Annotated in this window: 9 protein-coding genes; 5 read left to right on the top strand and 4 right to left on the bottom strand. The window is 73.9% G+C overall.

Translation table 11 applies throughout. The annotated features are described in order from the left end of the window. Positions 1–1246 (bottom strand): FGGY family carbohydrate kinase (locus AB0K37_RS35500; RefSeq protein ID WP_363988693.1); only part of this gene is annotated, 1246 nt, incomplete at its 3' end. Positions 1247–1338: 92 nt separating this feature from the next. On the opposite strand from AB0K37_RS35500, the gene AB0K37_RS35495 reads away from it, so the two are divergent. After that, the gene (locus AB0K37_RS35495; RefSeq protein WP_363988690.1) at positions 1339–2544 is read left to right on the top strand and encodes an ROK family transcriptional regulator; all 1206 of its coding nucleotides are present in this window, start codon (positions 1339–1341) and stop codon (positions 2542–2544) included. On the opposite strand, the gene AB0K37_RS35490 is transcribed toward AB0K37_RS35495, so the two are convergent. From AB0K37_RS35490 to AB0K37_RS35480, 3 genes are read right to left on the bottom strand one after another with little or no spacing between them, the layout of a single operon-like run. Beyond that, complete coding sequence (locus AB0K37_RS35490) at positions 2541–4064, bottom strand: glycoside hydrolase family 43 protein (RefSeq protein WP_363988688.1); 1524 nt, start codon at positions 4062–4064, stop codon at positions 2541–2543. The genes AB0K37_RS35495 and AB0K37_RS35490 overlap by 4 nt on opposite strands. After that, positions 4061–6382, bottom strand: coding sequence for a glycoside hydrolase family 3 N-terminal domain-containing protein (locus tag AB0K37_RS35485; protein ID WP_363988685.1), 2322 nt, complete (start codon positions 6380–6382; stop codon positions 4061–4063). Before AB0K37_RS35485 ends, AB0K37_RS35490 begins: the two co-directional genes overlap by 4 nt. Beyond that, positions 6379–7440 carry a LacI family DNA-binding transcriptional regulator gene (locus AB0K37_RS35480; RefSeq protein ID WP_363988696.1) on the bottom strand — a complete coding sequence of 354 codons (1062 nt, stop codon included), beginning with the start codon at positions 7438–7440 and terminating at the stop codon, positions 6379–6381. Before AB0K37_RS35480 ends, AB0K37_RS35485 begins: the two co-directional genes overlap by 4 nt. Before the next feature lie 263 nt (positions 7441–7703). On the opposite strand from AB0K37_RS35480, the gene AB0K37_RS35475 reads away from it, so the two are divergent. The 4 genes from AB0K37_RS35475 to AB0K37_RS35460 all read left to right on the top strand — a co-directional run bounded on the left by AB0K37_RS35475 (position 7704) and on the right by AB0K37_RS35460 (position 12019). After that, on the top strand, positions 7704–9002 hold the full coding sequence (locus tag AB0K37_RS35475) for an extracellular solute-binding protein (protein ID WP_363988682.1): 1299 nt from the start codon (positions 7704–7706) through the stop codon (positions 9000–9002). Beyond that, a complete protein-coding gene (locus AB0K37_RS35470) occupies positions 8999–10003 on the top strand; it encodes a sugar ABC transporter permease (protein ID WP_363988680.1) in 1005 nt (334 codons plus the stop codon). Before AB0K37_RS35475 ends, AB0K37_RS35470 begins: the two co-directional genes overlap by 4 nt. Continuing rightward, positions 10000–10827, top strand: a complete 828-nt coding sequence (locus AB0K37_RS35465; protein ID WP_363988677.1) for a carbohydrate ABC transporter permease — start codon at positions 10000–10002, stop codon at positions 10825–10827. The genes AB0K37_RS35470 and AB0K37_RS35465 overlap by 4 nt, the downstream gene beginning before the upstream one ends. 124 nt (positions 10828–10951) lie before the next feature. Continuing rightward, a complete protein-coding gene (locus AB0K37_RS35460; RefSeq protein WP_363988674.1) occupies positions 10952–12019 on the top strand; it encodes a lytic polysaccharide monooxygenase in 1068 nt (355 codons plus the stop codon). The last annotated feature ends 44 nt before the right edge of the window (positions 12020–12063 follow it).

Raw genomic sequence — 12063 nt, 5'->3', positions numbered from 1 at the left:
CTCGGCGTCCCGCTCCAGCCGGGCCTTCGTCTCCTCCAGGTCCCGCAGGTCGCCCCTCAGCCGTTCGGAGCGCTGGCCCAGGTCCGCGAGGGTGCGCGCGGGCGCCGCCCCCGATCAGCAGGACGCGGCGCGGCCGGACGCCCTGCGCGGCGAGGTGGTCGACGGCGTCGGCGAGCGAGCACAGCAGCGCCTCCACGGCGGCCCGCGCGAGGTTCTCCCGCGTGGCGTTGGACGTGGTGAGCCCCGCGAGCACGCCGCTGGCGTCCGGCCGGTCGGGGGTGCGCTCGCCGTCCAGGTAGGGGAGCAGCGTCAGGCCGCCCGCGCCGGGCTCGGCGGCGAGGGCCAGCGCGGACAGCTCCTCCAGCGAGGCCCCGGTCATCGCGGCGGCGGCCGACAGGATCCGCGCGGCGTTCAGCGTGCAGACCAGGGGCAGGTACCGGCCGGTCGCGTCGGCGAACCCGGCGACCAGCCCGGAGGCGTCCGCCGCGGGCTCCCCGGCGACCGCGAACGCCGTGCCGGAGGTGCCGATCGACACGACGACGTCGCCGGGCTCCAGCCCGAGCCCGAGCGCGGCGCCCATGTTGTCGCCGGTGCCGGGGCCGAGGGCCGCGCCCCAGGCCGTCTCGCCGACGCGCTCGCCGGGGCCGGCGACGCGGGGCGTCCGGGCCTCGTGCCCGAGCGCCGCGCGCAGCAGGTCCGGCAGGTACGCGCCGGTCGCGGGGGACCAGTAGCCGGTCCCGGACGCGTCCCCCCGGTCGGTCACCGGCTCGGACGCGCCGAGTCGCAGCGTCAGCCAGTCGTGCGGGAGCATGACCTGCTCGGTGCGGCGCGCGTGGTCGGGCTCGTGCTCGGCCATCCAGCGCAGCTTGGTCACCGTGAACGACGCGAGCGGCACGCTGCCGGTGCGCTCCGCCCAGGCCTTCGCGCCGCCGAGCTCCTCGACGAGGGCGCGGGCCTGCGGCGCCGAGCGCGTGTCGTTCCAGAGCAGGGCGGGCCGGACGGGCTCGCCGGCGCCGTCCAGCGCGACCATGCCGTGCTGCTGCGCGGCGACCGCCACCGCGTCGGCGCGTTCGAGCAGCTCCCTGACCTGGCCCAGCGCGCGCCACCAGTGGTCGGGGTGGCATTCGGTGCCGTCCGGATGCGGGGCGGAGGCGGCCGCGACCACGGCGCCGTCCGCGGCGCGGCACAGCACGGCCTTCGTCGACTGCGTCGAGGAGTCGACGCCCGCGACCAGGCTCTCGGGCATCCGGGTCCCGCCTTTCGTAAACAGCTTGGACTAAATAACCTAGCAGAGGGCCTCTGCCCTGCCTATACACGTGATTCAATTAGGGTTCTTCCATGACGAAGTCCGCCAACGCCCCCGTCCGGCACGCGACGATGCGGGAGCGGAACCTCGCCGTCGTCCTGGAGCACGTGGCCCGCCACCAGCCCGTGACGCGGGCGCGCCTGGCCGAGCTCACCGGCTTCACCAAGACGACGGTGTCCAACCTCGTCTCCCTGCTGGAGGGCGCGGGCCTGGTGCGCGACGGCGCACCGGTGCGCGAGGGGGAGCGCGGACGTCCCGGCGTGGGCGTGTCCGTCCACGGCGACGGCGCGGCCGGGCTCGGCCTGGAGGTCAACGTCGACTACCTCGCCGCCTGCGTCCTCGACCTCGCCAAGCAGGTCCGCTACCGGCACGTCGTCAGCTCCGACAACCGCGGGCGCGAACCCGGCGCCGTGCTCGCCGCGCTGTCCGCGCTCGCGGGCGAGGCCATCGCCGCCGCCGCCGGGCAGGGCCTGACCGTCGCCGGCGCCGCGGTCGCCCTGCCCGGCCTGCTCGACCGCGAGAACGGCGTGGTGCGGCACGCCCCGAACCTCGGCTGGACGGACGTCCCCGTCACCGGCGCCCCCGGCCTCGCCACGGCGCTGCCCGCCGAGTACGACAACGAGGCCAACCTCGCCGCCCTGGGCGAGCTGTGGTTCGGCGGCGGCGCCCGGTTCGGCGACTTCGTGCACGTCTCGGGCGAGATCGGGATCGGCGCCGGCATCGTCGTGGACGGGCGGGTCTTCCGCGGCGCCCACGGCTTCGCGGGCGAGCTCGGGCATCTGGTCGCCGACCCGTCCGGCCCCGCCTGCTCCTGCGGCGGGCGCGGCTGCCTGGAGCAGATCGCCGGCCAGGAAGCGATGCTGCGCGCGGCGGGCCTGCCGGTGACGCGGCCGGCCGCCGGGCCCGAGGGCTCGGTGGGCAGCCTGGTCGACCGGCTGAGCGGCGGCGACGCGGCGGCGCTCGACGCGGTGGCCCGGGCGGGCCGCGCGCTCGGCGGCGCGCTGGCCTCGGCCGTCAACCTGATCGACCCGGACACCATCGTGCTCGGCGGGGTGTTCTCCTCGCTGGCCGCCTGGATCCGGCCCCCGCTGGAGGGCGTCCTCGCGGAGGGGCCGGGCTCGCTGCGGCGCGGCGTGCCTCCGGTCGAGGTGTCCGGCCTCGCGGAGGGCGCCGCGGTCCTCGGCGCCGCGGGCCTCGTCGTGGAACGCGTGATCGCCGACCCCGCGCTGCTCCTCTAGAGCGGGCGGTACTCGAACCAGGCGAAGTCGGCGTGGCCGCCGCTCGTCCGGCCGTTGGACGTGGCGTAGAGGCCGATGTAGGCGCCGGTGAACCCGCCCGCCACCTGGCTGGTGAGGATGTCGCCGTCCACCGGGTCGCCGAGCGGCGTCCACTCGCCGGGCGCCGCGCCGTAGAACGCCCGGTACCAGCGCCCGTGCGCCTCGAAGCCCAGCCGGACGGGCCCCGAGACGGCCGGTCCGGTGGCGAGCACCGTCTCGACGCCCTGCTCGCGTTTGACCAGGCGCAGCCCTTGGCACGTCGACACGAGCAGGACGTGGAAGTCGTTGTTCTGCACGAGGGCGAGCCCGGCCGACTCCTCATTGGCCGGTGCGAAGTCGAGCGAGGTGAACGCGGCGAAGTCCGGGTGCTGCTGGCGCCGTCCGAGGAACGAGGGGTTGGCGACGTCCGCGAGGGTCTCCGGGCGGGCGCGCAGCCGCAGGTGCCCGGGGTGCTCCGTCAGGCTCCACCAGCGTTCGCGCGGCGTGCGCAGCATGTTCCAGGCCGGGTCCAGTCCGGGCCCGTCGAAGTGGTCGCACGCCGGGGCGGCCGGCCACGGATGCGGCGGCAGCGACGGGACGGGGTGGCTCGGCTCGACCCGGCCGCCGGTCACCGGCCAGCCGTCCTCCCAGGTGACCGGTGCCAGGAACGTCTCCCGGCCGAGGGCGCACCGGTCGAGGTGGTGCGGGCGCATCGCGAGCAGCACCATCCACCATTCGCCGCCGGGCGTGTCGACGAGGTCGGCGTGCCCGGCCCCGACGATCGGATGCCCGGAGCCGAGATCGCGGTGCGTCAGCACCGGGTTGCGCGGGTTCCCCTCGTAGGGGCCCGTGACGTCGTCGGCGCGGGCGACCATCACGGCGTGGTCGTGGGCGGTGCCGCCCTCGGCCGTGAGCAGCACGTACCGGCCGCCGATCTTGTAGAGGTGGGAGCCCTCGGACCAGATCGCCCCCTTCACCGCGCCGTCCCAGATCACGTGCTCCTCGCCGGCCAGGGCGAGGGCGGACGGGTCGAACTCGCGCAGCCAGATCTCGGTGTGGCCCTCGTAGCGGCCGGTCGGCCGGGTTCCGGTGCACCACGCGCGGCCGTCGTCGTCGAAGAACAGGGACGGGTCGATGCCGTCGCCGTCCAGGCGGTGCGCGTCCGACCACGGCCCGGCGGGATCGGACGCGGTCATCACGAAGTGCCCGGACCAGCGTGTCCCGTCCACCAGCGTGCAGACCAGGTAGAAGGTGCCGTCGTGGTGCCGCAGCGTCGGCGCGTACAGGCCGCCCGACGCCGGGACGCCGTCCAGCGGCAGCTGGCCGGGCCGGTCCAGCGCGTGCCCGAGCCGGCGCCAGTGCACGAGATCGCGGCTGTGGAACACCGGCAGCCCGGGGAACCACTCGAAGGTGGACGTCACGAGGTAGAAGTCGCCGCCCACCCGGCAGACCGAGGGGTCGGGGTGGCAGCCCGGCAGGACGGGATTGCGGAACGCGGTCACAGCGGCGTCACCTCCACCGGGACGGTGAGGACCCGGTCCGGGCCGAGCTCGCGGACGGGCCCGTCGAGCGTGAACGCGCCGCGCAGCGGCAGGTCGGCGCTCGACCGTCCCACGCAGACCTCGACGACGCCGGGCTCGACGATGCGCCGCAGGTCCGGGCCGGTGAAGGACGTCCGGTCGGCGTGCACCCGGAACGCGACCCGCGCCGCCTCGCCCGGCTCCAGCCGGACCCTGGCCCATCCGGCGAGCCAGCGGGCGGGCCGCACCACCGACGCGACCGGGTCGGACAGGTACAGCTGCGCCACCTCCGTCCCGGCGCGTCCCCCGGCGTTCCGGACGACCGCGCTGACCGTCACCGTCCCGTCGGTCGCCGCCCGCTCGTCCGCGCGCAGGTCCTCGTACTCGAACGACGTCCAGGTCAGGCCGTGGCCGAACGGGTAGAGCGGGACGGGATCGACCGCGCTCCAGTCGTGCCCGCCGTCCATCAGCGACCGCAGGTAGGTGACCGGCGGGCCGGACGCGCGGCGCGGCACGCTGATCGGCATCCGCCCCGACGGCTCGACGCGGCCCGAGAGCACTCCCGCGACGGCCCCGCCGCCCTCCTCGCCGGGGAAGAACGCCTGCACGACGGCGGCGGCCCGGTCGGCGAGGGCCTCGATCGCGTACGGGCGCCCGGTCAGCATCACGATGACCGTCGGCGTGCCGGTGTCCAGGACGGCCGCGGCCAGCTCGGCCTGCCGTCCCGGCAGCGCGAGCGTCTCGGCGTCGCAGCCCTCGCCGGACGTGCCGCGGCCGAAGAGCCCCGCGCGGTCGCCGAGGGCGAGCACGCACACCCCGGCCTCGCGCGCCGCCGCGACGGCGGCCTCGATGTCGGCGTCATCGGCGACGAACACGTCGTCCGAGCCCGCGACGCGCACGCCGGGCAACTCGGCGCGCAGCGCGTCCGCCAGCGTCGGGATCCGCACGCCGAGCGGCATCTCCGGATGCTGGCGCCCCACGTGGCTCGGGAACGTGTAGCAGCCCAGCATCGCGAACGGGTCGTCCGCCAGCGGCCCCGCCAGGACCACCCCCTCGCCGGAGCTCAGCGGAAGCACGCCGTCGTTCGCCAGCAGGACGACCGACTCCTCGGCCAGCCGCCGCGCCAGCGCCCTGTGCTCCGGAGGGTCGAAGTCGAGTTCCGCTCCCTCGTCCGGGGCGGGCGCACCGTCCAGCAGCCCGAGTTCGGCCTTCAGCGCCAGGACGCGGCCGGCGGCGCGGTCGAGCAGTTCCTCGGGCACCTCGCCCCGCCGCACCATCTCGATCAGCGGCGCGCCGTAGCAGCGGACGGTCGGCAGCTCCATGTCGATCCCGGCGCGCAGCGCCAGCGCGGCGGCCTCGCCCCGCGACCCGGCCACCCGGTGCCGGCTCTCCAGGAACGAGATGCCGAAGTAGTCGGCGACGACGACGCCCGCGAAGCCGAGCCGCTCGCGCAGCAGGCCGGTCAGCAGGCGCTCGTCGGCCGCGGCGGGCATCCCGTCCACGTCGGTGTAGGAGTGCATGACCGACCGGGCGCCGCCGTCGCGCAGCGCCATCACGAACGGCTCCAGCACGACGTCGGCGAACTCGCGCGGGCCGATCGGGGTCGGCGCCATGTTCCGGCCGGCGCGGGAGGCGGAGTAGCCGGCGAAGTGCTTGAGCGTGGTGACGATGCCGGATCGTTCCAAGGCCCTCACGTAGGCCGTGCCGAGGACCCCGACGAGATACGGGTCCTCGCCGATGCACTCCTCCGTGCGGCCCCAGCGGGCGTCGCGGACGACGTCCAGCACCGGCGCGAGGCCCTGGTGGACGCCCGCCGCCCGCATGCTCGCGCCGATCGCCGCGGCCATCTCGCCGACCAGCTCGGGGTCGAAGGTGGCGCCCCACGCGGGCGGGCTGGGGAACACGGTGGCGCCCCACGTCATGAAGCCGTTGAGGCACTCCTCGTGCGCGATCGCCGGGAGGCCGAACCGGTTGCCCGCGGCGACCCGGCCCTGCAGCTCGCGGAGCCGGGCGGCGCCCTCGGCGGCCGCGACCGGAAGGGTGCCGAACACGCGGGTGAGCTGGCCGAGACCGCGGTCCAGGATCTCCTCCAGGCGCGGGGCGGTCTCGTGGGAGTCGTCCTCCATCGGCGCCACGGGTTCGCCGGGCCCGGCCGGCATCGCCCAGAAGCCGGCGAGCTGCCCCGCCTTCTCCTCGGGCGTCATCCGGGCCAGCAGGCCGGCGACCCGCTCGGCGACCGGCAGCCCGGGGTCCTGCCAGGGCCCGCGGATCGCGCTCGGGGCCGGGACGGCTTCGGTCATCGCTCCTCCGTGGGGGACGGCGGTGTGCGGGACGGCGGGGCGGGGGGCGGCGGCGCGGTGGAGGCGCGCACGCGCAGGTCGGTGGCCAGCTCCACGCGGGGGGTGAGCGGCGGCCGTCCGTCCAGCAGCTGGAGCAGGGTGCGGGCCGCGACGCGGCCCATCTCCTCCAGCGGCTGCCGGACGGTCGTCAGCGGCGGCGACAGCCACTCGCAGGTCGGCAGGTCGTCGAAGCCGACGACGCTCAGGTCCTCGGGGATGCGGAGCCCGGCGAGCCGGGCCGCCTGGTAGGCGCCCATGGCCTGTTCGTCGCTGCCCGCGAAGACCGCGGTGGGCGGGTCGGGCAGCGCCAGCAGCTCGCGGGTGCGGGCGTACCCGCCCTGGTGGTGGAAGTCGCCGTACCGGACGAGGTCCCGGTCGACCTCGATCCCGGCGCGCTCCAGGGCGGTCCGGTAGCCGTCCACCCGGGCCTGCGTGCAGAGCATGTCGGCGGGTCCGCCGATCATCGCGATGCGGCGGTGGCCGAGCCCGATCAGGTGCTCGGTCGCGGCGAGCCCGCCGGCCCAGTTGGTGGCGCCGACGCTGGCGATCTCGGTGTCCGGCAGGTTCACCGGGTCGACCAGGACGAGCCCGACGCCGGCCCGCTCCAGCTGCTCGCGCTGGCGCCGCGTCATCCGGGACGTCACCAGGATGACCCCGTCGCTGTGGTGCAGCGCGGGCAGGTTCTGCCAGCTCGGCGGGCGGGCGTCGTCCTCGCGCACCAGCGAGACGACGACGCCGGTGCCGTGCTCGGCGCACTCGGCCTCCACCCCGCGCAGGATCTCCACCGCCCACGGGCTGTCCAGGCCGGCCAGGACCAGGTCGATCAGGCCGGACCTGCGGGCGCGCCGGGACCCGCCGGGCCCCGGATAGTTGTGGGTGCGCAGCAGCGCCTCCACGCGCTCGCGGGTCGCGGCGGCCACGTCGGTGCGGCCGTTGAGGACCTTGGAGACCGTGGCGGGGGACACCCCCGCCTCGGAGGCGATCAGCGCCAGGGTCGGCCGGGACGGGGGGTCCGGCATCTCGTCGGTGGTGCGCACGGGCACGCTTCTCTCCTCCCCGAGGAAACGATTGCGAACAGTATCGCAATGTTTCGCTCTCTCCTAGCCCCCGTCCATGCCTTCTCGGACGTTCGATTTCGGTCACTCACGGCGGAAGCCTTGACCGTGAGGGGGCCCTTTCTTAAAGTTCCACGGCAACGGCAAGCCCGAAGAATTTCGAAATGTTTCGAGAGCGTCCCGCCCCGCCGCTCCAGGCCGAGCCACCCCCGATCCAGGAGGCCATCATGGGCATCCCACCGCTGTCGCGCCGTTCCCTCCTCACCGCAGTCTCCGCGGGCGCCGTGCTGGCCGCCGCCGCGCCCCTGGTCGCCGCCTGCGGCGACGGCGGCTCCGGGTCGGGAGGAAAGGTGACCGTCGAGTGGATGGACATCGCGACCACCGAACCGTCCAAGTCGCTCTATCCGCAGATCGCCAAGGCCTACGAGGCGTCGCACCCGAACGTCAGGATCAAGCTCACCAACCTGGAGAACGAGGCCTACAAGTCGAAGATGACCGCGCTGGTCGCGTCGGGGAAGCTGCCGGACGTCTTCGTGACCTGGGGCGGCGGCGTGCTCAAGCAGCAGATCGACGCGGGGCTGGTGAAGGACCTCACCTCGGACGGGGCGAGCCTGCTCGGCACCATCACGCCGGTGTCGCAGAAGGCGTACCAGTTCGACGGCAAGACCTACGCCGTCCCGTACGACATGGGCATGGTGGGCTTCTGGTACAACAAGCGGCACTTCGCCAAGGCCGGGATCAAGGGCACCCCCAAGACCTGGGCGGAGTTCCTGGACGCCGTCCGCAAGCTCAAGGGCGCCGGTGTCACTCCCATCGCGCTGGGCGGCAAGGACAAGTGGCCCGGCCACTACTACTGGGCCTACCTGGCGATGCGCGTCGGCGGCATGACCGCGCTGGAGCAGGCCGCCAAGTCGAACGACTTCACCGGCCCGGCGTTCGTCCAGGCCGGGCAGCACCTCAAGGAACTGGTCGACCTCCAGCCCTTCCAGAGCGGCTTCCAGAACGCCGGCTATGACGCACCGGGCGGCCAGGCCGCCACCATGGGCGCGGGGAAGGCCGGCATGGAGCTGATGGGGCAGTGGGCGCCCTCGGTGGAGAAGGACGCCTCCGGCAAGGGCATCGGCGACGACCTCGGCTGGTTCCCCTTCCCGACCGTCGACGGAGGCCAGGGAGCCGTCACCGACGTGTTCGGCGGCGGCAACGGCCACTCGCTCAGCAAGGACGCCCCCAAGGAGGCGCTGGACTTCCTGACGTTCCTGATGAACGGCGAGAACGAGCGCAAGCTCGTCTCCTCGGGCGCCTTCATGCCGGTCGTCAAGGGAGCCGAGAGCGCGCTGGACGACCCGAACCGCAAGCAGGTCGCGCAGGCGCTGGACGGCTCCAGCGGGTTCCAGCTCTACCTGGACCAGGCCTTCCCGCCCGCCGTCGGGCAGCAGGTCAACGACAGCGTCGCCGCCCTCGTCGGCGGCAAGGGGACCCCGGAAGAGGTCGCCCAGCAGGTGACCAAGGCGGCCAAGAGCCAATGACCCACACGATCCGGGGGTCCGCCACGACCGACGACCGGCCGCGGCCCGCCGTGCGGGCCCCGCGGGGGCGGGCCCGCGGCGCGCCGGCGGGGCGGCGGCTGCGCGGCTGGATGTCCGCCACCTGGTTCCTCCTCCCGGCGCTGCTGCTGTTCCTCTTCTTCGTGCTGATCCCGATCTTCGTCGCGTTCTACACGAGCTTCTTCACCTGGGGCGGCTTCGGCCGGCCGGAGGACTTCGCCGGCCTGGACAACTACCGGAAGCTGTCGGGCGACCCCGTCTTCCGCGGCGACCTGTGGCGCGGCCTGGTCATGGTCGTCCTGTCGATCGCCGTCCAGCTGCCGATCGCCCTCGGCACGGCCGTCCTGCTGAACCAGCGGATGCGCGGCCGCGCGGTCTACCGGGCGGTCTTCTTCGCGCCCTACATCCTGTCCGAGGTGATCGCCGGAGTCCTGTTCGGCATCATCTTCCTGCCGGGCACCGGGCTCGCCGACACGCTCGTCGGGGACCTGCCGCTCGTCGGCGGCCTCGCCGGCAGGTGGTTCTCCGACCCGGGCACCGCGCTGCCCACCCTGTTCGCCGTCATGACCTGGAAGTACTTCGGCTTCCACATGATGATCTACCTCGCCGGGCTCCAGGGCGTCCCCGCCGAGGTGCTGGAGGCGGCCTCGATCGACGGGGCCGGGCCGTGGCGGCGGTTCCGCGGCGTCACGCTGCCGCTGCTCGCGCCGACGCTGCGGATCAGCGTGTTCCTGTCCGTCATCGGCTCGATCCAGTTGTTCGACCTCGTGTGGGTCACCACGACCGGCGGGCCGACGCATTCCACGGAGACGATGGCCGTCACCATGTTCCAGTTCGGGTTCAAGCGGTACCAGATGGGCTACGCGAGCGCGATCAGCGTGGCCATGTTCCTCATCAGCATGGTCTTCTCCCTGCTCTACCAGCGCTACGCGCTGCGCCGCGACCTGCAGGGCGCCGTCACCTCCGCGGGAGGCCGCCGATGAGGGCGGGCCTCGCGCGGAGCGCGTCCCGGCACACCCTGGTGTGGGTGCTCGGCTCCTTCATCGTCGTGCCGCTGCTGTACGCGGTCGTGTCCGGCTTCAAGACCACGGGCGACCTCACCACGGATCCGGTCGGGCTGCCCTCGCCCTGGAAGACGTCGAACTACACCGGCATCCTGTCGTCCGGCGACTTCTGGCGCCAGCTCGGCAACAGCGTGGCGATCGCCGTCGCCACCACGCTGCTCACCGTCGCGGCGGCGGCGCTCGCGGCGTTCGCGTTCGCCCGCTACGCCTTCCGGGGCCGGGAGTTCTTCTTCACGCTGTTCGCGGCCGGCCTGATGTTCCCGCCGGCCGTGGCGGTGCTGCCGCTGTTCGTCCTGCTGCGCTCGTTCGGGCTGCTGGACAACCCGCTCGGCGTCATCCTGCCGCAGGCCGCGTTCGCGCTGCCCATCACGATCATCATCCTGCGCTCGTTCTTCCGGACGATCCCGGCCGAGCTGGAGGAGGCCGCGATCATGGACGGCTGCACCCGGTTCGGGTTCTTCTGGCGCATCCTGCTGCCGATGGCGAGGCCCGCCCTCGGCACCGTGTCGGTCCTGGCCATCGTGACGAGCTGGAACAACTTCTTCCTCCCGCTGCTGGTGCTGGCCGATCCGAAATGGCAGACGATCCCCGTGGGCATCCAGCAGTTCCAGGGGCAGTACTCGACGAACTACGCGCTCGTCATCGCCTACATCGTGCTGGCGATGGCGCCCGCCATCGCCTTCTACGCGGTGGCCGAGCGCCAGCTGATCGGAGGCCTCACCGCGGGCGCGACGAAGGGCTGAGCCCCGCCCCCGCGCCCGCGCCCCCCGCGGCCGATGAAAGCCTGAAAGGCCCGTTCACGAGCCCCGCGAGGCGGAGTTAGCGTCCGCTGGACAGCACTCTCCTCGGCCCGGTGACGGGAGGAACATGGGCAAGCGAAGACGAAGGGCACTGGCCGCGGGGGCGGTGCTCGGCCCCGCGATGATCGCCGGCGCGCTGCTGACGGCCGCGCCGGCGTCCGCGCACGGCGCGATGATGGTGCCCGGCAGCCGCACCTACCTGTGCTGGAAGGACGGTCTGAGCCCGACCGGGCAGATCGTCCCGCACAACCCGGCCTGCGCGGCGGCGGTCGCGCAGAGCGGCCCCAACTCGCTCTACAACTGGTTCGCCGTCCTGCGCTCGGACGGGGCCGGCCGCACCCGCGGCTTCATCCCCGACGGGAAGCTGTGCAGCGGCGGCGCGGTCGTCTACGACTTCGGCGGCTACGACCTCGCCCGCGACGACTGGCCGGTCACGCACCTGACCTCCGGCGCCGACATCGAGTTCCGGTACAACAAGTGGGCGGCCCATCCCGGAACGTTCCGCACCTACGTCACGAAGGACAGCTGGAGCCCGACCAGGCCCCTCAGCTGGGACGACCTGGAGGACCAGCCGTTCTACAGCGTCACCGACCCGCCGAGCGTCGGCTCGCCCGGCAGCGAGGACGCCTACTACCACTGGAACGCGAAGCTGCCGTCCGGCAAGAGCGGCCGCCACCTCCTGTACACCGTGTGGCAGCGCTCGGACAGCAACGAGACGTTCTACGGCTGCTCCGACGTGGTCTTCGACGGAGGCAACGGCGAGGTGACGGGCGTCGGCGAGGACGGCGGCGGCCCGACCGACCCGCCCACCGACCCGCCCGGCGACCCGGGCAAGGTCTGCAAGGCCGGGTACCGCTCCGTCGGCAGCTGGAACGGCGGCTACCAGGGCGAGATCACCGTCACCAACACCGGCACGCTCCCGCTGGGCGGCTGGATGGCCCACTTCACCTTCGCCAACGGTGAGACGGTCGACAGCCTGTGGAACGGCACCTTCACGCAGTCGGGTCCGGACGTCACGGTCAAGAACGCGAACTACAACGGCGCTCTCGCCGTGGGCGCGTCGACCACGTTCGGGTTCACGGTGAGGGCGCCGGGCTCGCCGACCGCCCTCGAACCGCACTGCATGACCTCCTGAGATCCGAGCAGAACGCGGCCCGCGGCGTCCGACAGGGACGCCGC

Origin of the sequence: Actinomadura sp. NPDC049753 (genome assembly GCF_040674655.1) — a bacterium.
Taxonomy (GTDB): domain Bacteria; phylum Actinomycetota; class Actinomycetes; order Streptosporangiales; family Streptosporangiaceae; genus Spirillospora; species Spirillospora verrucosospora.
This window is presented reverse-complemented; position numbering and strand designations above follow the sequence as displayed.

Coding starts and splice junctions, on each gene's coding strand:
- AB0K37_RS35495 (WP_363988690.1), top strand. CDS start 1,339: ATGACGAAGTCCGCCAACGCCCCCGTCCGGCACGCGACGATGCGGGAG.
- AB0K37_RS35485 (WP_363988685.1), bottom strand. CDS start 6,382: ATGACCGAAGCCGTCCCGGCCCCGAGCGCGATCCGCGGGCCCTGGCAG.
- AB0K37_RS35480 (WP_363988696.1), bottom strand. CDS start 7,440: ATGCCGGACCCCCCGTCCCGGCCGACCCTGGCGCTGATCGCCTCCGAG.
- AB0K37_RS35475 (WP_363988682.1), top strand. CDS start 7,704: ATGGGCATCCCACCGCTGTCGCGCCGTTCCCTCCTCACCGCAGTCTCC.
- AB0K37_RS35470 (WP_363988680.1), top strand. CDS start 8,999: ATGACCCACACGATCCGGGGGTCCGCCACGACCGACGACCGGCCGCGG.
- AB0K37_RS35465 (WP_363988677.1), top strand. CDS start 10,000: ATGAGGGCGGGCCTCGCGCGGAGCGCGTCCCGGCACACCCTGGTGTGG.
- AB0K37_RS35460 (WP_363988674.1), top strand. CDS start 10,952: ATGGGCAAGCGAAGACGAAGGGCACTGGCCGCGGGGGCGGTGCTCGGC.